Origin of the sequence: Pseudomonas sp. ADAK21 (assembly GCF_012935735.1) — a bacterium.
Lineage (GTDB): Bacteria > Pseudomonadota > Gammaproteobacteria > Pseudomonadales > Pseudomonadaceae > Aquipseudomonas > Aquipseudomonas proteolytica.
Window position 1 is genome coordinate 903,780 of the sequence record NZ_CP052857.1, and the last position, 21,904, is coordinate 925,683.

16 protein-coding genes are annotated in these 21,904 nt (G+C 63.9%); 10 read left to right on the top strand and 6 right to left on the bottom strand.

What is annotated here, in order from left to right:
• The first annotated feature begins 12 nt into the window (after positions 1-12).
• Together HKK57_RS04215 and HKK57_RS04220 are read left to right on the top strand one after the other, a co-directional pair.
• A complete protein-coding gene (locus tag HKK57_RS04215) occupies positions 13-1,251 on the top strand; it encodes a transporter associated domain-containing protein (RefSeq protein ID WP_169389813.1) in 1,239 nt (412 codons plus the stop codon).
• Between the two features lie 347 nt (positions 1,252-1,598).
• Positions 1,599-2,909, top strand: coding sequence for an MFS transporter (locus HKK57_RS04220; RefSeq protein WP_029296174.1), 1,311 nt, complete (start codon positions 1,599-1,601; stop codon positions 2,907-2,909).
• 79 nt (positions 2,910-2,988) lie between these two features.
• Here the strand turns inward: HKK57_RS04220 and purT are convergent, their stop codons facing one another.
• From purT to HKK57_RS04245, 5 genes are all read right to left on the bottom strand, one after another.
• The gene (gene purT, locus HKK57_RS04225; protein ID WP_029296172.1) at positions 2,989-4,170 is read right to left on the bottom strand and encodes a formate-dependent phosphoribosylglycinamide formyltransferase; all 1,182 of its coding nucleotides are present in this window, start codon (positions 4,168-4,170) and stop codon (positions 2,989-2,991) included.
• A gap of 69 nt (positions 4,171-4,239) precedes the next feature.
• Positions 4,240-4,707 carry a VUT family protein gene (locus HKK57_RS04230; protein ID WP_029296170.1) on the bottom strand — a complete coding sequence of 156 codons (468 nt, stop codon included), beginning with the start codon at positions 4,705-4,707 and terminating at the stop codon, positions 4,240-4,242.
• Between the two features lie 761 nt (positions 4,708-5,468).
• Positions 5,469-5,684, bottom strand: a complete 216-nt coding sequence (locus HKK57_RS04235; protein ID WP_169389814.1) for a DUF1289 domain-containing protein — start codon at positions 5,682-5,684, stop codon at positions 5,469-5,471.
• Entirely contained in the window at positions 5,681-6,205 is a 525-nt protein-coding gene (locus HKK57_RS04240; protein ID WP_070994759.1) for a gamma carbonic anhydrase family protein, read from the bottom strand. The genes HKK57_RS04235 and HKK57_RS04240 overlap by 4 nt, the downstream gene beginning before the upstream one ends.
• 34 nt (positions 6,206-6,239) lie before the next feature.
• The gene (locus tag HKK57_RS04245; protein WP_029296164.1) at positions 6,240-6,842 is read right to left on the bottom strand and encodes a CoA pyrophosphatase; all 603 of its coding nucleotides are present in this window, start codon (positions 6,840-6,842) and stop codon (positions 6,240-6,242) included.
• Positions 6,843-6,988: 146 nt separating this feature from the next.
• On the opposite strand from HKK57_RS04245, the gene HKK57_RS04250 reads away from it, so the two are divergent.
• The 8 genes from HKK57_RS04250 to HKK57_RS04285 all read left to right on the top strand — a co-directional run bounded on the left by HKK57_RS04250 (position 6,989) and on the right by HKK57_RS04285 (position 21,249).
• On the top strand, positions 6,989-7,537 hold the full coding sequence (locus HKK57_RS04250) for an NUDIX hydrolase (RefSeq protein ID WP_070994758.1): 549 nt from the start codon (positions 6,989-6,991) through the stop codon (positions 7,535-7,537).
• 23 nt (positions 7,538-7,560) lie between these two features.
• Positions 7,561-8,064 carry a L,D-transpeptidase family protein gene (locus HKK57_RS04255; protein ID WP_029296160.1) on the top strand — a complete coding sequence of 168 codons (504 nt, stop codon included), beginning with the start codon at positions 7,561-7,563 and terminating at the stop codon, positions 8,062-8,064.
• A 261-nt stretch (positions 8,065-8,325) separates the two neighbouring features.
• Positions 8,326-9,084: a GntR family transcriptional regulator gene (locus HKK57_RS04260; RefSeq protein WP_029296156.1), complete on the top strand. Its 759-nt coding sequence runs from the start codon at positions 8,326-8,328 to the stop codon at positions 9,082-9,084.
• Between the two features lie 9 nt (positions 9,085-9,093).
• The gene (gene nagA, locus HKK57_RS04265) at positions 9,094-10,200 is read left to right on the top strand and encodes an N-acetylglucosamine-6-phosphate deacetylase (RefSeq protein ID WP_104911691.1); all 1,107 of its coding nucleotides are present in this window, start codon (positions 9,094-9,096) and stop codon (positions 10,198-10,200) included.
• Positions 10,181-11,203, top strand: a complete 1,023-nt coding sequence (locus HKK57_RS04270; RefSeq protein WP_169389815.1) for an SIS domain-containing protein — start codon at positions 10,181-10,183, stop codon at positions 11,201-11,203. The genes nagA and HKK57_RS04270 overlap by 20 nt, the downstream gene beginning before the upstream one ends.
• Before the next feature lie 37 nt (positions 11,204-11,240).
• Complete coding sequence (gene ptsP, locus HKK57_RS04275) at positions 11,241-13,754, top strand: phosphoenolpyruvate--protein phosphotransferase (RefSeq protein WP_169389816.1); 2,514 nt, start codon at positions 11,241-11,243, stop codon at positions 13,752-13,754.
• Positions 13,755-13,780: 26 nt separating this feature from the next.
• Positions 13,781-15,496 (top strand): N-acetylglucosamine-specific PTS transporter subunit IIBC, encoded by a 1,716-nt coding sequence (gene nagE / locus HKK57_RS04280; protein WP_169389817.1) that lies wholly within the window; start codon positions 13,781-13,783, stop codon positions 15,494-15,496.
• Between the two features lie 77 nt (positions 15,497-15,573).
• Positions 15,574-21,249, top strand: a complete 5,676-nt coding sequence (locus tag HKK57_RS04285; protein WP_169389818.1) for a membrane-targeted effector domain-containing toxin — start codon at positions 15,574-15,576, stop codon at positions 21,247-21,249.
• Between the two features lie 339 nt (positions 21,250-21,588).
• Here the strand turns inward: HKK57_RS04285 and HKK57_RS04290 are convergent, their stop codons facing one another.
• On the bottom strand, positions 21,589-21,900 hold the full coding sequence (locus HKK57_RS04290) for an NIF3 1 (protein WP_015885716.1): 312 nt from the start codon (positions 21,898-21,900) through the stop codon (positions 21,589-21,591).
• Between the last annotated feature and the right edge of the window lie 4 nt (positions 21,901-21,904).

Consider the following 21,904-nt stretch of genomic DNA (forward strand, 5'->3'; position numbering starts at 1 on the left):
CGGGCAACGATCATGGACAACTTGCCCCTTGAGCCAATGCTCGCGGTAGTCGCGCTGCTGGTGTTGTGGTCGGCGCTGTTTACCGCCATCGAAGCCGCCCAGCACCATTTGCTGGCCCTGCGCCCTGGTACACGCCAGGGCGACAAGGCCGCTGCCCGCCTCAGCTTCCCGCGCAACAGCCTGATCCTGTGCAACACCCTGTGCCGCGCGGTGGTGGTGATTCTCTGCACCCTGCTGGCGATCCATGTCTGGGCCGAAAACGGTCCCTGGCTCGGCTGGCTGATCTCCAGCGGGCTGTTGCTGGTACTGGCCGACTACCTGCCCCGCACCCTGGCCACCCGCTATCCGCACGCGGTGCTGGGGTTTGGCAATACGCTGCTGGGCATCCCGCTAAAGATCCTCTACCCCCTGGCCTGGGTGCTCAATGGCGTCAGCCTCCTGCTGCTGCGCCCTTTCGCCCGCAAGTCGGGGATCGTCAAGAATAGCGACGAGCCTCAGCCCGACCGCTCCGACGAGCAGGCCACGGACGACAGTGAAGACCGCGCCCCGGGCATGCCCGGCATCCACGCCCTGGACAACATCACCGTCAATGACATCCTGGTGCCACGCAGCGAAGTCGACGGCATCAACCTCGATGACCCTATCGAAGACATCATCGAACAGCTGCGCACCTCCCAGCGCACACGCCTGCCGGTGTTCCACAGCGATATCAACCAGGTCGAGGCGGTGCTCAACACCCGCCAGATCCAGCACTTGCTGCCCGACGCCAGCCTGACCAAGGACGTCCTGCTCGCGGCTTGCCACGAGCCATACTTCGTGCCGGAGAGCACGCCGCTGCAGCTGCAATTGCTGAACTTCCACAAACAACAACGCCGCCTGGGCATGGTGGTGGACGAATATGGCGAAGTGCTGGGCATCGTCACCCTGGAAGACATCCTGGAAGAAATCGTCGGCGAATTCGAAAGCGAACAGAGCCTGGACAACCCGCTGATCCAGCCCCAGCCAGACGGTCGCTACGTGATTGATGGCGCGGTGTCGATCCGCGAACTCAACAAGTGCCTGGGCTGGCACCTGCCCAGCGACGGCCCCAAGACCCTCAACGGCCTGGTGACCGAAGCGCTGGAGACCATTCCCGATTGCGCGGTGTGCCTGAAAATCGGCCGCTATCGCCTGGAAATCCTCGAGACCGAGGACAACCGGGTGAGCAAGGTACTGATCTGGCATATAGGCTCGGCACCGATAGCCACCTGACTCACCGCGGCTGGGCTTGTGTGGGAGCGGGCTCGCCCGCGATAGCATCACCTCGGTATCACTGATACACCGAGGCGCCTGCATCGCGGGCAAGCCCGCTCCCACATTTGATCTCCTGCGTTCGCACCTCTTGTTGTATCCGCGCGCGCCTTCCTATAATCGACCCCGCTTACCCAAGCCCCGCCCGACCGCGTGCTATCCGCACTGAGCGTGTCCAGGCACCGCTTTATCGTGTCTGACCGGTACTCGCTCCCATCCCGAGCCGATGCCGCGCACTGCCCTGATCCATGGGTGCAAGACCAATAATAATCCGCGCCAAAGGCGCAATGACCATCAGGGATACCTCAATGAGCACCACCTATAACGAGGCCGCTCCCGCCGCCCCGACCAACTCGACCAGCCGCGTCGCGACCGCGAGCATCATCGGCACGGCCATCGAGTTCTACGACTTCTATATCTACGCCACGGCCGCTGCGCTGGTGATCGGCCCAGTGTTCTTCCCGCAGAGTTCCGGCACCGCGCAAATGCTGGCGGCGTTCCTGACCTTCGGTATCGCGTTTATCGCCCGGCCATTGGGCTCGGCGCTGTTCGGCCATTTCGGTGACCGCATCGGGCGCAAATCGACGCTGGTGGCCTCGTTGCTGCTGATGGGCGTGTGCACCACCTTGATCGGCTTGCTGCCGGGCTACGACACCATCGGCGCCTGGGCACCGATCCTGTTGTGTGTGCTGCGTTTCGGCCAGGGCCTGGGCCTGGGCGGGGAATGGGGCGGCGCCGCCCTGCTGGCCACCGAGAACGCACCCAAGGGCAAGCGCGCCTGGTTCGGCATGTTCCCGCAGTTGGGGCCTTCCATTGGTTTCCTGGCGGCCAATGGGCTGTTTCTGATCCTGGCGATGAACCTGGATGATGAGCAATTCCGCAGTTGGGGCTGGCGCATTCCGTTCCTGCTCAGCGCCGCGCTGGTGATGGTGGGCCTGTATGCACGCCTGAAACTGCACGAAACCCCGGTATTCGCCAACGCCGTGGCCAAGGAAAAACCGGTGAAAGTGCCGTTGGTGGAGCTGTTCAGCCAGCATTGGCTGCAGGTGCTGCTGGGCGCCGCGGCGATGGTGGTGTGTTATGCGCTGTTCTATATCACCACGGCATTTTCCCTGAGCTACGGTGTAAGCACCCTGGGCTACAGCCGCGAAACCTTCCTCGCCCTGCTGTGCTTTGCCGTGCTGTTCATGGGCGCCGCCACGCCGCTGGCGGCCCTGGCCAGTGACCGTTACGGGCGCAAGCCGGTGCTGATCGTCGGTGCGGTGCTGGCAATTCTCTCGGGCTTCACCATGGAACCGTTGCTGACCCATGGCTCGACCTGGGCGGTGGCGTTGTTCCTGTGCCTGGAACTGTTCCTGATGGGCGTGACATTTGCACCGATGGGGGCATTGTTGCCGGAATTGTTTCCGACACGCGTGCGTTATACCGGGGCTTCGGCGGCGTATAACCTGGGCGGGATCGTCGGGGCTTCGGCCGCACCGTTCTTTGCGACCAAACTGGTGGCAATGGGTGGGCTGAGTTATGTCGGCGGGTATGTGTCGGCGGCAGCGTTGCTGAGTTTGATTGCGGTGCTGTGCCTGAAAGAGACGCGGGATAATGATTTGAACAAGGTCGCCTGATAGACCGCTATCGCGGGCAAGCCCGCTCCCACACTGGGAATGTATTCCACATGTGGGAGCGGGCTTGCCCGCGATGCTTTTAGAGCTCTACAACCACTGCCTGCGAGGCACGGGTCGCCTTGGCCCGGGCAGCCTCGATCGACTCATCCCGCGCCAACGCCACGCCCATGCGGCGCTGGCCATTCACTTCTGGCTTGCCGAACAGACGCAGCGCGGTATCTGGCTCGCTGAGGGCTGCGCCGAGGTTGGCGAAAGCGGTTTGGGTCGACTGCCCTTCCACCAGGATCACCGACGATGCCGATGGCCCGAACTGACGGATCAACGGAATCGGCAAGCCCAAAATCGCCCGCGCATGCAGGGCAAACTGCGACAGGTCCTGGGAGATCAAGGTCACCAGGCCCGTGTCGTGGGGGCGCGGCGAAACTTCGCTGAACCACACCTGATCACCCTTGATGAACAACTCGACACCAAACAGGCCACGGCCACCCAGGGCCTCGGTCACGGCTTTGGCGACGCGCTCGGATTCAGCCAGTGCCGCCGGGCTCATGGCCTGGGGCTGCCAGGACTCCTGGTAGTCGCCCTTCTCCTGGCGGTGACCCACTGGCGCGCAGAAGGTGGTGCCGCCCACGTGACGCACGGTCAGCAGGGTGATTTCGTAGTCGAAATCGATAAACCCTTCGATGATCACCCGGCCCTTACCGGCGCGGCCGCCTTCCTGGGCGTAGTCCCAGGCTTTCTGCACATCATCGGCACTGCGCAACAGGCTCTGGCCCTTGCCCGACGAACTCATCACCGGCTTGACCACACATGGGAAACCCAGGTCTTCGACGGCCTTGCGGTAGTCTTCGACGGTGTCGGCAAAGTGGTACGGCGAGGTCGGCAGGTCCAGCTCTTCAGCGGCCAGGCGGCGGATGCCCTCGCGGTTCATGGTCAACAGCGCCGCGCGGGCGGTGGGGATCACGGTAAAGCCTTCGGCCTCCAGCTCCACCAGGGTGCCGGTGGCGATGGCTTCGATTTCCGGGACGATGAAATGCGGTTTTTCCGCTTCGATCACCGCACGCAGGGCCGCGCCATCGAGCATGTTGATCACATGGCTGCGATGCGCCACCTGCATGGCCGGCGCGTTGGCGTAGCGATCCACGGCAATCACTTCAACGCCCAGGCGTTGCAGCTCGATTACCACTTCCTTGCCCAGCTCACCGCAGCCACACATCAATACGCGGGTCGCGGTTGGCGACAATGGAGTTCCGATTCGGGTCATCTCAGGTCCTCAGGGGAGCGGATCAGGGGGAGAAAGGCCGGCATTTTACATGAACCGCAGGCGTTGGCCTCAGTTGGCGACACGCTGGCGACGCAAACGCCAGGCCATGGCCAGCCACACCACGGTGACCCCGGCAAATTTCGAGGCCAGGGCGGTGCCGACCACAGCGGGTGTCAACGCGCCGATCAGGCCAAAAAAGATAAAGGTATCGAGAGGAATACTCAGCGCCGAACTGATCCACAGCCGGTCATGCAACGGGCGCTTGGTGATGCTGAAAACCAGCCAGTCGATGCACTCGGACACCGCGAACGCCGTGGCACTGGCCAAGGCGATAGACGGATCGGAGGTGATATAGGACAACACCAGCGCCGCGAGCATGGCGATGATCGCCCCGTGGCCGAAGCGGGTTTGCACCATGTCACGCAGGATAAACACCAGGCCACCCCAGGCGGACCAGATGACATCCAGATGCGGGGCAGTGGAAAAGGCGAAGTTGATCAGCACAACGCTGCTGATATAGGCGATCAGGAAGAGCATGGGGCGATGGACCTGTGGGCAAGGGCCACAGGGTACTGCACAAGAAACCCTGTGGCGAGCGGGCCTGTTGTGGCCACTGAACCTATTGTGGCGAGCGGGCTTGCCCCGCGCTGGGCTGCGTAGCAGCCCTAAAGACAGGCGCTGCGGTTTACCTGAACGTCCGCGGAGGTTTTATTGGGGCTGCTACGCAGCCCAGCGCGGGCGATGCGGCGTTCCGACAAGCCCGCTCGCCACAGAGGCCCTCTCCAAGCGCCCTAGGTACTCCAGACACACCGCGCCAGCCGGCGACAGCTCATCAGCTATTTTTGTGGCCAACGGACTTGTTGTGACGACTGGACCTAATGTGGCGAGCGGGCTTGCCCCGCGCTGGGCTGCGTAGCAGCCCTAAAGACAGGCGCTGCGGTTTACCTGAGCGTCCGCGGAGGTTTTATTGGGGCTGCTGCGCAGCCCAGCGCGGGGCAAGCCCGCTCGCCACAGAGGCCCTCTCCAAGCGCCCTAGGTACTCCAGACACACCGCGTCAGCCGGCGACAGCTCATCAGCTATTTTTGTGGCCAACGGACTTGTTGTGACCACTGGACCTAAGGTGGCGAGCGGGCTTGCCCCGCGCTGGGCTGCGTAGCAGCCCTAAAGACAGGCGCTGCGGTTTACCTGAACGTCCGCGGAGGTTTTATTGGGGCTGCTGCGCAGCCCAGCGCGGGGCAAGCCCGCTCGCCACAACAAGCCCGCTCGCCACAGCAGGTTCGCTCGCCATTCAAAAATATCAGGCGTCGGATTTTCCGGGGATCATCCACAATATTCCACTGGCCTTCGCCCGTTCATGGCACAACCCCAGCACTACCCGGCGCTCGGCATCGTCCATGCGACTCCAACGGGTGATTTCGTCGACATTGCGCTGGCAACCGGTGCAGATATCGTCATCATCCAGCGCACAGATACTCACGCAGGGCGAGGCAACGGGACGTTCTACCGGGTTCATTCTGGCTGCTCGACCAGATCACGGGCATAGCGCTGCGAGTTATGCACGTAGTGCGCAGCACTGGCCTCCAGCATTCTTTTCTGCTGCTCGGTCAATTCCCGCACGACCTTGCCAGGCGAGCCCATCACCAGCGAGCCGTCGGGGATTTCCTTGCCTTCGCCGATCAACGAGTTGGCGCCGATGATGCAGTGCCGGCCGATCTTGGCACCGTTGAGGATCACCGCATTGATGCCGATCAGGCTGTAGTCGCCGACGGTGCAGCCATGCAGCATGGCGTTATGCCCAACCGTCACACCAGTGCCCAGGGTCAGCGGGTAGCCCATGTCGGTGTGCATCACGCTGCCGTCCTGCACGTTGCTGTTCTTGCCGATCAGGATCAGTTCGTTGTCGCCACGCAACACCGCGTTGAACCAGACGTTGGCCCCTTCTTCCAGCTTGACCTTGCCCACCAGCGTGGCATTGGGCGCCACCCAGCTGTGTGGATGGGTCTCGACGCGGGCATCGCCCAGGCGGTATTTCATGGTCTTCCCTCACGGCTTACATTCAAACGATGGCTTAGGTATTGATAAAGCTTTTCGGCGGTCGATGCAGGCTGATGTCGGCATCGTCATAGAGCAGGTTGATCAACTCCACGATCATGATCGCCGTCAGGCCCCAGATCTTGTATTCACCGAACCGATAGCTGGGCACGTACCAACTGCGGCCCTGGTAATCGATGCGATGGGTGTGCTCGCGCGGGTCCTGGCGGAAAAACTCCAGGGGCACGCTGAATACCGCCGCAATCTCGGCGTCGTTGGCCAGGTACTCGACATAATCGGGAATCACCCCCACATACGGGGTCACGCGGATGCCGTGCAGGGAGATCAGCGGGCTCAAGGGGCCGATCACTTCCACCAGGCCCGGCGGCAGGCCGATTTCTTCTTCGGCCTCGCGCAGGGCAGTGAACACCAGGTCCGGGTCTTCCGGGTCGCGCCGCCCTCCCGGAAAGGCCACTTCGCCGCCGTGGGTCGACAGCCCGCTGGCACGCAGGGTCAGGATCAGCTCGGGTTCGTCACTACGGGTAATCGGCACCAGCACGGCGGCCTCGGGGAAACGTCCGTCAGTTTCCAGCGTGCGTGGCGTGTGATTGCTTACCCGGCGAAGTAGCTCGTCCAGCATGAGTCATCTCGATCTGTTGGCTACCTTGCATCATGCACCAAAGCGTACGGGCGCCCAACCCCAAAACCCCGGCGGTGTCGCTAAACGACAACTTGCAGGCCACTGCCCTGCACGCCAAGATAGGCGCAGTCCCCAGGAACCCAAGCATGAACTTCTGCAGCCAGTGCGGTAAACCGGTCATCCAGCGCATTCCCGAAGGCGATGCACGCCTGCGTTATGTGTGTGACCACTGTCAGACCATTCACTACCAGAATCCCAATATCGTCGCCGGTACCCTGCCCGTCTGGGGCAACCAGGTGCTGCTGTGCCGACGGGCCATCGAGCCGCGCCTGGGCTTCTGGACCCTGCCTGCAGGCTTTATGGAAAACGGCGAGACCGTCGAACAGGGCGCCATGCGCGAAACCCTTGAGGAAGCCTGCGCCAGGGTGCGCAACCTGAGCATCTACACGCTGATCGATGTACCGCACATCAGCCAGGTGCATATTTTCTACCGCGCCGAACTGATCGACCTGGACTTTGCCGCCGGCCCCGAGAGCCTGGAAGTCAGGCTGTTCGACGAAGCCGATATCCCTTGGTCCGAGCTGGCTTTCCGCACGGTCAGGCGTACCTTAGAATGCTTTTTCGCTGACCGTCGGCAACAGGTGTTCCCCGTGCGCAGCGAATCGGTGCCGCCTGCGACTCAACCGGCGCAATAAGCCTTTATACGGATATCGTTTCAATGCGTTGGTTGCTTGCCCTGCTCTGCCTGTCGTTCGCCAGCCTGTCGTGCGCCACCACCCTGCAAACCCTGGGCGGCAAACCCGTCGAGAAGATCCTGGTGCTCAAGTCCGCCCATCAGTTGCAACTGATCAACGACGGCAAGCCGCTCAAGACCTACCGTATTTCCCTGGGCAAGAACCCCAAGGGCCACAAGCTGATCGAAGGCGACCGCCGCACCCCGGAAGGCTTCTACTGGATCGACTGGCGCAAGACCAGCGACCGCTTCAACCTGTCCATGCACATCTCCTACCCCAATATCAGCGATGCCGCCCGCGCGCGCCGCGAAGGGGTCAAGCCCGGCAGCATGATCATGATCCACGGCACGCCAGACAGTGAGGAATACCCCGAACAGTGGTTCCACACCCTGGACTGGACCGACGGCTGCATCGGCATGCGCAATGTCGACATGCGCGAAGTGTGGAACCTGGTCAAGGACGGCACGATGATCGAGATCCGCCCGTAACCGGCACCGTTCGTAAAATAATTCAAAAAAAACCTGCCTCCCCCACAGCCCCTGCCGGTGAATACCATTTCACTGCCAGGGGCTGCGTCTTTCTGCGCGCGATAAAGACCTCTCTAATACCACTTGATACCAGGCACCTTTAAGGTGCCTGCAAACAGCCGTGTGCACGCTTTTGGCGGCATTGACATGGTATTTAAGTGGTATTAATTTCCGGCCATTACCGGGCGACAACACTCCAATAACGCATCGGAAACCCTACAGATGAATCCCATCCAGACCCTGCGTCCTGACGACCGACAATCCACGCCGCTGTACCTGCAACTGGCCCGCAATCTGGAAGCCGCGATCCATGCCGGCCAGTGGAAATCCGAGCAGGCCTTGCCCTCGGAGCGCGTGCTCAGCGAGCAGTTGAGCATTTCCCGGGTCACCGCCCGCAAAGCCCTGGAAGTGTTGTTCGCCCAAGGCCTGATCCGCCGCAGCCAAGGCTCCGGGACTTTTATTACGCCGCGCCTGGAACAACCGCTGTCGCGCCTTTCGGGGTTCAGCGAAATGCTGCGGCTCAAGGGGTTTGCCCCCAGTTCGCAATGGCTGGTGCGCGAGATCACCCCGCCGACCCATGAAGAACTGATCCGCCTGGGCCTGTCGCCCACCGACAAAGTGGCGCGGCTCAAGCGCCTGCGCAAAGCGGACGACACCGTGATGGCCATCGAGATGAGCGCCCTGCCCGCTTCGATCATTCCCAACCCCCAGGCCATCGGCAGCTCGCTCTACGAATACCTGGAAGGCATCGGCAAACCGGTGGTGCGGGCCCTGCAACACATCCAGGCAATCAACGCCTCGGACGAGTTCGCGGCCCTGGTGGGCATCGCCCCCGGCACCGCCATGCTGCTGATGACCCGGGTCGGCTACACCGCCGACAACACGCCCATCGAGATCACCGACACCTACTGCCGCAACGACTACTACGACTTTGTCGCAGAGCTGCGTCGCTATGACTTTGCCGCCGAGTTGCGGCCTTAGAGAACTGCCATGTCCGAAGACAATATCCTCACGCCCCACGGCTGGATTCGCGGCCGCCTGGTGCACCACGAAGGCAAGGTCAGCGCCGTCGAAGGCGTGCCTTGCGATCCGGCCGACAACGACCTGCCCTACTTGCTGCCGGGTTTTATCGACCTGCATGTGCACGGCGGCGGCGGCAAGGACATCATGGAAGGCCGCAGCGCCTTCGAGACCATCACTCGCACCCATGTGCGTTTCGGCACCACCTCGTTGTTGGCCACCACCATGACTGCGCCGGTCGAGGAAATCTCCCGGGTGCTCGGCGAACTCGGCCAATTCTGCGAACAGCGCCCGGCCGGCAGCGCCCGAGTGCTGGGGGTGCATCTGGAAGGCCCCTACATCAACCCGGGCAAACTCGGCGCCCAACCGAACTTCGCCCACACAGCGCTGATGGCCGAGGTTGAGGAATACCTGCGCCTGGCGCCGATCCGGGTGATCACCATTGCCCCGGAAATCGCCGGCCATGACGGCCTGATCCGCGCGCTCAGCCAACGCGGGGTGCGCATGCAGATCGGCCATACCCTGGGCAGCTATGAAGAAGGCGTCGCCGCCCTGGCCGCCGGCGCGACCAGCTTCACCCACTTGTACAACGCCATGAGCCCGCTGCATCACCGCGAGCCGGGCATCGTCGGCGCCGCCCTGGCCCATGCCAAATACGCAGAGTTGATCCCGGACCTGCTGCACGTGCACCCCGGCGCCATGCGCGTGGCCCTGCGCTCGATCCCCTGTCTGTACTGCGTCACCGACTCCACGGCCGCCGCCGGCATGCCCGACGGTGAATACAAGCTGGGCAGCCATACCGTGACCAAATGCCTGGGCGGCGTGCGCCTGGCCGACGGCACCCTGGCCGGCAGCACCCTGACCATGGATCAGGCGCTGCGCAATCTAGTGAAGATCGGCCTGCCGATCAACGAAGCCTCACAGCGCCTGTCGCAATTTCCTGCGGACTATCTGGGCCTGGAACAACGCGGCCGCCTGCAACCCGGCAGTTTTGCCGACTGCGTGCGCCTGGACCGCTCCCTGCACCTCACCGACGTAATGGTCGAAGGAGAAACCATTGACTTCAAAAATGCTTGAAGAGGCCCTGGCCTCCTGTGAGGCCGTCGCGGCCCAATTGCAATGCCTCGACCCGCTGCTGGCCGAAGTCGCGGGCCGCCTGCGCCGCCAGCCGCCGCAAGTGGCGATGACCGTCGCCCGTGGCAGTTCGGACCACGCCGCCAGCTACTTCGCCTACCTGACCATGCAACACGTGGGCGTGCCGGTGGCGTCGCTGCCGATGTCGGTGGTGACACTGGCGCAGGCGCCGCTGAAAGTCAGCGGTCAGGCCGCCTTCGGGTTTTCCCAGTCGGGGCAAAGCCCGGACTTGGTCAACAGCCTGCGCCTGCTGCGCAAGCGCGGGGCGTTGAGCGTATCGATGGTCAACGCCGAAGACTCGCCCCTGGAGGCCGCGTGCGAATTCCATGTGCCCCTGTGCGCCGGCCCCGAACGCAGTGTGGCCGCGACCAAGAGCTTTATCGCCACCTTGAGCGCCTGCGCCCAGTTGGTCGGCCACTGGAACCAGGAAGACGGCCTGCTCGAAGCCTGCCACGCCTTGCCTGCCGGCCTGCGCGAAGCGGCGACCCAGGACTGGAGCCTGGCCATCGACGCCCTGCGCGATTGCCAGCGCCTGATGGTCATCGGCCGTGGCGCCGGGTTTGCCATCGCCCAGGAAGCCGCGCTCAAACTCAAGGAAACCTCGGCGATCCAGGCCGAAGCCTTCAGCAGCGCCGAAGTGCGCCACGGGCCGATGGCCTTGATCGACGCCAACTACCCGTTGCTGGTGTTCGCCCCACGCGGCGCCGAACAGCCGGGCTTGCTGACCCTGGCCACGGAAATGCGCCAACGCGGCGCCCGCGTGCTGCTGGCCGCACCCGACGATATCGCCGAGCGTGACCTGACCCTCAGCCGCGCCGAACACCCGGCCCTGGACCCGATCCTGGCGATCCAGAGCTTTTACGTAATGGCCGCCGGCCTGGCCCAGGCCCGGGGCATGGACCCCGACCAGCCGCGCCACCTGAGCAAAGTCACCCGCACCCACTGAAGTGATGTGCAGCGTTTTCCTGATGAGTACCGTGCCCATGACCAACAATAACAATGACCTGACCCTCAACGCGCCCCTGACCGGGCCGGTGCGGACCCTGGGCAACGTGCCAGACGAAGTGTTCGCCAGCGGCGCCATGGGCGATGGCCTGGCCATCGACCCGCTCAACGATTGCCTGTATGCGCCATGCGATGGCGTGGTGATTCACCTTGCCCGCACCGGGCATGCGCTGACCCTGCGCGCCGACAACGGTGCAGAGATCCTGTTGCACGTGGGCATCGACACCGTCGAGCTCAAGGGCGAGGGCTTTGCCCTGCTGGTCAAGGAAGGCGCCCGGGTGAGCAGCGGCCAGGCCCTGGTGCGCCTGGACCTGGACCGCATCGCGCGCCAGTGCAAAAGCCTGATCAGCCTGATCATCCTCACCAACAGCGATCAGTTCGAGCTGCGACCGTTCAGCATGCAAATGGCGACCGTGGGCCAACCGCTGATGCAGGTCTGCCCGCGCCACACCTCGGCCACCCGCACAGCGCCTGGCGCGCACACCGGCAACGCCGCCAGCGCCAGCATTCGCATCACCCACAAGGGGGGCCTGCATGCACGCCCCGCTGCGCTGGTCCGCAAGACCGCGCAAGGTTTCAGCAGCCAGTCGCACCTGCATTTCGCCGGCAAGTCTGCGCCATGCGACAGCCTGATCGGCCTGCTGGGCCTGGGGATTGGCGAGCAGGACGAAGTGCGCGTCAGTTGCCAGGGCGCAGACAGCGAAGCCGCCTTGCAAGCGCTGCTCGCGGCGCTGTCGCTGGAGGTTCCCCACACCGCCCCGGCCCCGGCCGCCGCCCCTGCACATCGCGCCCCCGCCGAAGCCGGTGTGTTGCAAGGTGTCTGCGCCGCGCCAGGCCTGGTCTGCGGGCCATTGTGGCGCATGAGCAGCATCGAGTTGCCAGCAGACCCGCGAACCCACGTCGCCGATGAGCAGTTGCAGCAACTGGACGCCGCCCTGGAGCAGGTGGGCGGGGAAATCCGCCGCACCCTGGAGCACGCCCGCCGGCGCAAGGACGTGGACGAAGAGGAGATCTTCGCCGCCCACCTGGCCCTGCTGGAAGACCCTGCCCTGCTGCACAGCGCCAGCCAGGCCATTGACCAGGGCAGCGCCGCCACCCATGCCTGGCGCGATGCGATCCAGGCCCAATGCGCCGTACTGCTGGGCTTGGGCAAGCCGTTGTTCGCCGAGCGCGCCAACGACCTGCGGGACTTGCAGCAGCGGGTCCTGCGGGCGCTGCTGGGTGAAGCCTGGCAGTTCGAGTTGCCGGCCGGCGCCATTGTCGCCGCCCATGAATTGACCCCCTCGGACCTGCTGCAGTTGAGCCAGCAGAACGCTGCGGGCCTGTGCATGGCCGAAGGGGGCGCCACCTCCCATGTGGCGATCCTGGCCCGGGGCAAAGGCCTGCCCTGTGTGGTCGCCCTGGGCAGTGAAGTGCTCGATGTGCCCCAAGGCCAGCGTGTGGTGCTGGACGCCGCCAACGGCCGCCTGGAACTGATGCCCGATGATGCACGCCACGCCGAGGTGCACCAGATCCGCGATGCGCAAAAACTGCAGCGCCAGCAGCAACAGGCCCAGGCCCAGACAGCGGCCAGCACCCTTGATGGCGTAAGCGTTGAGGTGGCGGCCAATGTGGCCTCCAGCAGCGAGGCACAGATAGCCTACGAAAACGGCGCCGATGGCGTTGGCCTGTTGCGCACCGAATTTCTGTTTGTCGAGCGCCGCACCGCGCCCGATGAACAAGAGCAGCGCCAGGCCTACCAGGCGGTGCTGGACGCAATGGGCGACAAACCAGTGATCATTCGCACCATCGATGTGGGCGGCGACAAACAGCTCGACTATCTGCCACTGCCCGCCGAAGCCAATCCGGTGCTGGGCCTGCGCGGCATTCGCATGGCCCAGGTACGCCCGGAACTGCTCGACCAGCAACTGCGCGCCCTGCTGCAGGTCAGCCCGTTGCAGCGCTGTCGGATCCTGTTGCCGATGGTCAGTGAAGTGGACGAGTTGCTGCACATTCGCCAGCGCCTCGACGACCTGTGCGCCGAACTGGGGTTGACCCAGCGCCCGGACCTGGGGGTGATGATCGAAGTGCCGGCCGCCGCGCTGATGGCCGAGCAACTGGCCGAGCATGCGGACTTTTTGTCGATCGGCACCAATGACCTGTCCCAGTACACCCTGGCCATGGACCGCGACCATGCCGGCCTGGCTGCCCGGGTCGATGCATTGCACCCGGCGCTGTTGCGCCTGATCGCCCAGACCTGCGCCGGCGCCGCGAAACATGGCCGTTGGGTCGGCGTGTGTGGCGCCCTGGCCTCCGACCCGCTGGCCACACCGGTGCTGGTGGGCCTGGGGGTGCGCGAGCTGTCCGTGAGCCCGCCGCAGATTGCTGAAATCAAAGACCGTGTGCGCCACCTCGACGCCGCGCAATGCCGGCAACTGAGCCAGGGCCTGCTCAACCTGAGCAGCGCCGGGGCCGTACGCCAAGCCTGTCACCAGCACTGGCCGTTGAGCTGACAACAACAAGAAAAAGGAGACTCGCCATGTACCAATTGTTCATCGAAGGCCTGCAACGCCTGGGCCGCGCATTGATGCTACCCATCGCCATCCTGCCGATTGCCGGCCTGCTGCTGCGCCTGGGTGATACCGACCTGCTGAACATCGCGGTGATGCACGACGCCGGGCAAGCGATCTTTGCCAACCTGGCCCTGATTTTCGCCATCGGTATCGCCGTCGGCTTTGCCCGGGACAACAACGGCACGGCCGGGCTGGCGGGCGCCATCGGTTACCTGGTGATGATCTCGACCCTCAAGGTGCTGGACTCGACCATCAACATGGGCATGTTGGCCGGGATCGTCAGCGGCTTGATGGCCGGCGCCCTGTACAACCGCTTCAAGGACATCAAGCTGCCGGAGTACCTGGCCTTTTTCGGCGGGCGACGCTTCGTGCCGATTGTCACCGGGTTCTCGGCAGTGGGCCTGGGCGTGGTGTTCGGCCTGATCTGGCCGCCGGTGCAGCACGCCATCAACGGCTTCGGCGTCTTGCTGATGGAAAGCGGCAGCCTGGGGGCGTTTGTGTTTGGCGTATTCAACCGCCTGCTGATCGTCACCGGCCTGCACCATATCCTCAACAATATGGCCTGGTTCGTGTTCGGCAGCTTCACCGACCCGGCCACCGGCGCGGTGGTGACGGGCGACCTGACCCGCTACTTTGCCGGCGACCCCAACGGCGGCCAGTTCATGACCGGCATGTTCCCGGTGATGCTGTTCGGCCTGCCGGCGGCGTGCCTGGCGATGTACCGCAATGCCCTGCCGGAGCGGCGCAAGATCATGGGTGGGATATTCCTGTCGATGGCCCTGACCTCGTTCCTCACCGGGGTGACCGAGCCGATCGAGTTCGCGTTCATGTTCCTCGCGCCGTTCCTGTATCTGCTGCATGCGCTGCTGACAGGCCTGTCGATGGCCGTCACCAACCTGCTGCACATTCACCTGGGCTTCACCTTTTCCGGCGGTTTCATCGACATGGTCCTGGGCTGGGGCAAATCCACCAATGGCTGGCTGGTGGTGCCCGTGGGCCTGGCGTATGCGCTGATCTACTACAGCGTGTTCAGCTACTGCATCCGCCGCTTCAACCTGAAAACGCCAGGGCGCGAAGACATCCAGGTGGCCCAGGCCGAGGTCATGACGGATAACCAGCGGGCCCATGCGTACCTGCGCGCATTGGGCGGTGCCGCGAACCTGTTGAGCGTCGGCGCCTGCACCACGCGCTTGCGCCTAGACATGGTGGACCGCAACAAGGCGCTGGATGCCGAGTTGAAAGCCCTTGGCGCCATGGCCGTGGTCCGTCCCGGCAACGGCGGCAGCCTGCAGGTCGTCGTCGGGCCGCTGGCCGATAGCATTGCCGATGAAATCCGCCTGGCGATGCCCTCATCCAATCACGTGCCGGTGGCCGGCGCCGCCATGCCAGCGCCAGCGGCCAGCGCCGCTACAGTCGCCACGGCCCAGGCACAGCAATGGCTGGATGCATTGGGCGGGCAGGACAATGTGGTGCAACTGGACTGCATCGCCATGACCCGTATCCGCCTGCAACTGGCCGATGAAAAAGGCCTGTCGCAGGCGCAACTCAACAGCCTCGGCTGCCAGGGTGTCAGCCGGCTTGAAGACGGCGTGTGGCATTTGCTGGTCGGCGACCAGGCCCAGGGCTTGAGCGACGCCCTCAAGGCCCTGGCACAACGCAACCCGGTGCGCGCGGGCGCCTGACCTACCTATCTACCGCCCCGCCCGGGGCGGCCCTGCCCATGCTGACGGCTCTAACCCTCAGCATGGAGCCCGTGCCTGTGAGCACTTCCAATCCCCCCTTGAGCTTTGACGAGATCAAAGGCTCACTCAACCTGATCGGCCACCACCTGCTCGATGTCGATGGGCCGTTGCTGCCTGCGCAAACCCAGTCGGCAGACCTGGCTTATCTGGAACGCTTGAACACCCTTCTCAAACAGTACCGGCAACAGTTCCTCGACAAGAGCCGTGCGCTGTACCAGGAGTTGGCCGAACGTGATCTGCAAAGCGCTGAAGGCCAGACCCTGCTGGCCACCCTCAGAACCACGCTGAACACACAACTGCGGGACATGGACCGCCGCGAGCAGATCGACGGCAAGGCACGTAAATCCTTCATGACCTTTGAGGCCGGCTACACAGCCCTGACTCACGAAGCCGCACTCGCGGGCGCCGACCGCCTGCTGCACCCGCAGGAGTTGGCGATCCTGGACCGCATACCGCTTGGCGTCACACAACGCCCAGGCCTGTATGCACTGACCTTTGAATACCAAGGGCAAACCGTCGAACTGGCCGCAGCTTTTGTGCTGACCGAACATTCAAGCCCGCAGGTGAGCGAGCTTCAATCGAGCACACCGGTCGGCCGTGTGGCGCTGTTTACCCCCTCACGCGGGATCGAGTTTTTTGCCACCCTCATCGACCTCGACACCGCGCTGTTCCAGCGCCTGGACGCCGCCGCCGAGCGCACGCACTTCATGGGCCTGCTGCCCACCGACTACCACGCGTTGACGCCACACGCCATCTGGCCGCTGGGGTTGAACCCGATCAGTGAGCGGCCGCTGTTCGAACACCTCGACAACCAACTGATCGCCAAGCGCAGCGATGACATCACCCGCGCCCTCAGCCTGGTGGACAACCCGCACAGTGACGCGCAAGCCCTGATCAACGCGCTGGAGCAGGCCATCGCAGCTGCCGTTCCCGACGTCAGCGCGCGCCTGCAATGGCGTGCCCAACTGCTGCTCGACCGCTGGCTGCGGTACAGCGCGCCGGACTGGTACCGCAGCGCCACCGGCCCCCAACGCGCTCAACTCGCCGAACATCTGCACCATTACAACCAGGCCCGGCAACACCTGGAGCAACTGTTCGGCGCCCTCGCCACGCCTTACGCGCTGGCGCGTCACCAATGGCTGGAGCGCCTGAGCGATGAGCTGGATATCCATGACCTCGAACCGCAACGCCTGCTGGTAACCACGCGGCGCTTGCTCAACCCGATCGGCGAATACAACCACGAGCGCGACCTGGTCGAGCTGGCCTTGCGCGGCCCACATCCCGACGATGACAACACCGGCTCCGACTTCCTGAAAAAAACCAGCCTCAGCTACGACGGCGCGCCACTGCCCGCCGCCTACGCCGAGCTGACACCAGGCTGGCTCGCGGAGCAACTGGGTACGCTACAACCGCGTATCGACTTCAGTACCTTGCAAAAGCAACTCCACGCGAAGACCGAACTGTGCCAGGCCATCGAGGCCATGCTTGATCACAGAATCATTACCCTGGCCTGCACCGCGCTGCTGCAGGGGCATCTCAGCGCTGACGATGTCGAGCTGATCCAGCGCGTGCGCCAAGGCAGCGACCCGTCGCTGAGCGCCTCAACCCTGGCGTTGCACGAGGCTCAGTTGCAAGACCTGTGGGTGCTGCGCCGGCGCAACGCCAGCGGCGCCGTCGACCGCGTGTTGCTGTGTACGCCGCAAGCACCGCGCGCGCAGCAATTCCAGGCGTTCGACAGTGAAGTTGCCTGCCAGAATCACATCCTCGGCTGGACCCTGGACAATGGCGTCAAGTCACCGCCCGGCACCCTCACCGATTACCTGGTCACCCGCGTCGCCCTGCGCTTTCGCGCCAAGATGAAACAGGTGCTCAGCGGCCTGAGCTACAAGTTTCACGCCCAGGAGCACCGCGAAATCAGCTTCGGCCCCACCGTCAGCCATGCCGATTGCCTCAAGGCGATGGCCACCCATGTGTTGGCCACGCGCCTGGATGACGATGAGTTCAGCACCCCCGCCTGGTTCCGCGCGGCGCCGCTGACCACGCGGCGCACCCTGATGAAACTGGCGGACGACACCGAAGGCGGTCTGCGTGCCTACAACGATTACCCCTTGTCCGAGGCGCAGGTGCCGAGCTTCAGCGCGTACCTGCATGAGCAGGCGCGCCAGCGCCTGGGCACGCTGCTTGGGCGCCCGCGCTCCGACGTCGACCCCGACAGCGTCTGGGCCTACGCACCCACACTCGCCAAGGCTGCGCCAATCAGCTACACCCAGCTGTACCGCGACGGCTACGCCGACGGCATCGGTTTTCTCGACGAGAAATTCTCCCGCTCGGCCCGCTTCAAAGGCCCCGACGGCGTGGACCTGAGCGCGTTGACTGCCGAGAAAGTCGCGCGCTCGGTCACCGGGGTCTGGATCGGCGAGCGGTATATCAATGAGATCAAGACCCGCCTGCTCAACGTCGACAGCCCGGACTACGCGCTGCGGCGCAACGCCACCCTGGCCCTGACCCAAGGGCAACTGCGCACTGCCGCCCTTGAATGCCGCCTGCAAGGGCATATCGCCGCGCTCGACGGCGCTTGGCTGGAGCGCAGCATTGCCAGCATGGACCAGACCTCGCCGGCGATCCGCCGCGATCACGCGATCCACCGCTTGAGCATCGACGGCGAATGGGTGATCGGCTGCTACCTCTTCACCCATGCCGACGCCCCGACGCTGCTCTACACCCCCAACGCCCCGGACGGCATCAGCGTGCGTGAAGCCCGGCAGTTCAACTACCTGTTGAAAAAACTCCCCGGCATGCTCGGTTACCTGGTGCAGCGCGTCGCGGTGCAGTCCCAGGGGCGGGTGCGCACTTTCCTTGAGGACGCCCGGCGGCAGTTGCCGCAGGGGCTGGATAAAACCAGTGTCAGCCCGCCGCGCCATGACCCGATCCGCGCACAGACCCAGATCCAGGACCTGCGACGCGAGGTGTATGACCTCAAGCTGCAACGCACGATGGATGACGTGAAAGCCACCACCGTCAACCGCACCCAGATGATCAGCGGCATCGCCTGGACGTGCGTGGAATGGGTCGCCGCCATCGCCACCGCACCCTTCCCGGTGCTGAGCCTGAGCGTCGGCCTGGCGCTGGCGTTCAAGGACGGCATGCTCGCTCTGCACGCCTACCATCAAGGCGACAACGCCCAGGCCCTGGAACACTTGATCGGTTACCTGCTCAACAGCGCCGGCGGCTTGTTCACCGATCTGCGCCCGGCCCTCGGCACCCTGCAACAGTTTGCCGTGCGCCAGGCCCCCAGGCGTATTGTGCAGAGCCCTGCGCTAAGACTGATCAGCCCACTGGAACCGCCGCCGCTCAAGCCTGCGGGGATGCAATCGGTGTTGTTCCAGGGCGAATTTCTCTGGGCGCACAAAACACCGGACCCGATCGGGCGCTATCTGCTCTATCGCCTCGACCCGATCACCGGCAAGTTGGTGTCCACCACCCGCCTCGCTGCCCCGGATGACCTGGGCATTTGGCGACGCACTGGCGTGATCGGCGGCGCGCCGAAGTATGAAAAACTGCCACAGACACCCGACGCACTGAAGCGTTATGAGGTGCCGGCCAAGTACGCGGACAAGCTGGAGCATGTGCTCAACCCCGACCTCAAGGCGCAACTGCACCAACAGGGCGACTGGGTGTACGAAAACCCCCACATCACCTTGGCCGCAGCGGCCCGGCACCTGCGACCGCTGCGTGAGGTGTACCAGCAACAGGTCAACCAACTGACCCGCGATGCCGAGGACTTCTTCCGCCAGCAGCCGCCCGTGGCGCCCCGTGCCGAGGTGCCGGCCGTCGCGTTGGAGAACTCGCTGGCCGCACTCACCGACAACGCTGCGTTTACCCACGCACCGAACCTGATCATCGGCGCCATCCCCGATAGCGGCGTCGGCCAACAGGTGCTGATCGACAACCTCGAGCTGTTCGACAAAGGCTTCAAGCGTCTGTACATCGAATACCTGCCCAGTGATGTATTCCGCCCGAAACTGGACAAGCTCAACAGCGGCAAATCCTGGAAGCACATCGAGCGGCATCTGATGCATGTGGACAAGGCCCTCGGGTTTGCCGACGACGCCGAATTTTCCTACCTGGCGCTGGTGCGCAAGGCTTCAGCCAAAGGCATCAAGATCAAAGCGCTGGACGCCTCGACCTGCTACGACCTGGATGACGCCCTCCACCTCGGCGACACCCCGCCCACCACCACGCGCGGCACTGCCTTGCGCAACTTCTACTCGCACAAAGTCCTGCTGGCCGACAGCGAAGCCGTGCCCGATGAACGCTGGATCGCCCTGATGGACCCGGCACGCATGACCACAACCGATCAGGCGCCGGGCCTGGCCCACCTGCACAAAGCAATTGCCGTACGCGTGGAGGATGTCGGCGCTGATCAGGCCGTGGGTTTGCGCATTGATGCGGGCGACACCACAGCCGATTACACCCTGGCCGTGCGCGCGCCTGAACGCCCCGTAATATCGCCAGGCCCGTCGATGGCGGAGGCAACGGTCACGCATTTCAGCGACTACGATCTAGCTGCCGACCTGCGCGAAAGCATCCTGGCCCAGTCCAACCAGTATCGCGGGCTGGACACCCGTTACCTGCCGGCGCCCGCGCATCGCAAGGCGTTTTCGGCCTTCAAAAGCACACGAGACCGTCTGACCCTGGATGCCCAGCAGTATTTCAGCCAGCACACCCTGCCGGCCCGCCCGGAACTGTCGCGGCTCAACGGCCAAACGCTGCCGGAGCCGTTTTTGCGTGCGGTGAGTGAAAGCCAACTGGCGGGGCTGGTCATCGGCGAGGCGCACAGCGCGCAGGCGAGCAAAGCGTTCCTGATCAAACACATGAAGCAACTCAAGGCGCTGAAGTTCGACACGCTGTACGTCGAACATTTACTCACCGACTTGCACCAGGCGGAGTTGGATGCCTTGCACCAGTCAAAACGCCTGTCGCCCGCGCTCAAGGACTACCTCAAACGCCAGGATGCCGGGCATATGCCGCTCTACAGCGGCGCCAACAGCTATTTTGAAGTGATCCAGCAAGCCAACAAACACGGGCTGCGCGTGCGAGCGCTCGATTGCACCGCCAGTTATTACGTCAAGGGCGCCAACCCTGAAGCGCGCAACCAGATGTTCAGCTACTTCGCCTCCCGGGTGATCGACGCCGACCAGGCGGCACACGGCGCGCACAAATGGGTGGCGTTCATCGGCAGCGCCCACACCAACACCCACCTGCAAGTGCCTGGCCTGGCCGAGCTGCAAGGCGCCGCCAGCCTGCACATCCGCGACGCAGCGCCCAGCCGCTCACTCCCTATCCAGCCCGGCCGCTGGGAGACGAACCTGGAAACCCGCTGGGCCGCCCTGCGCAGCGACTTCACCTTGCAGGTCGGCATCGCCGACATCCGCGAACCGACCGCCTTCGTACCGCTGGACCGCACGCGACTGAAAGTGTCCGGGCACTTTCTGGTCGAACGCCCGTCCACGGCAGAAACCAACCTGCTGCATAAATCCAGAACAGGGGAAATCGTCTCGACCCCGATCCAGGTGGACGATCAGGGCATGTTCTTCATCGATCGCTGGGGCATGACCGAGCAGCGCTTTGTCTACCAGACCACCTTGATCGACGCCATTCGTGCCGAGGTAAAACTCACGCCCGCGCCATAAGCCGGGCAAAAATCCGCCTTCCCGGTAGAGAGGGCAGGTTGTTTGGACGGGCTATCGCAGCATAGCTATCCACACAACGTCCAATAACTAACAAACTTCCCCGTGGCGAGCGGGCTTGCCCGCGCTGGGCTGCGAAGCAGCCCCAGTAAGCCGAATGCGGTATATCAGATACTCCGTAGCGGCTGATTTTGGGGCTGCTTCGCAGCCCAACGCGGGGCAAGCCCGCTCGCCACAACGGCCCTATCTGCTTATTGTGTAGGTATCGAGGGCTATCACAGGCAACAAAAAACCCGCTGACCAAACTGGCCCAGCGGGTTTCTTGTTTATGCAGCCTACGAATCAGAAATCCGCCAACTGCCACACCTCATACGCCGGTGTCTCGTAGGGGTGGCTGAGCTTCAACGCAGCCACAACCGCCACGATCAGCTCATCAGCCACCACCAGCTCAACCTTCCACTCCTCAACCACTTCAACCTGGCCGACCTGCCCGATAAACGGCTGGCTGCCATCCAACGCGCGGAATTGGCCCTGGCCCAGCACTTGCCAGGCGCAGCTGTCGTAGTTGCCGATGCGCCCGCCGCCGGCTGCGAAGACGGCAGTTTTCACCGTCTCCACATGGCTGTCGGGCACAAAGAAGCTGAGCTTGTACACAGCC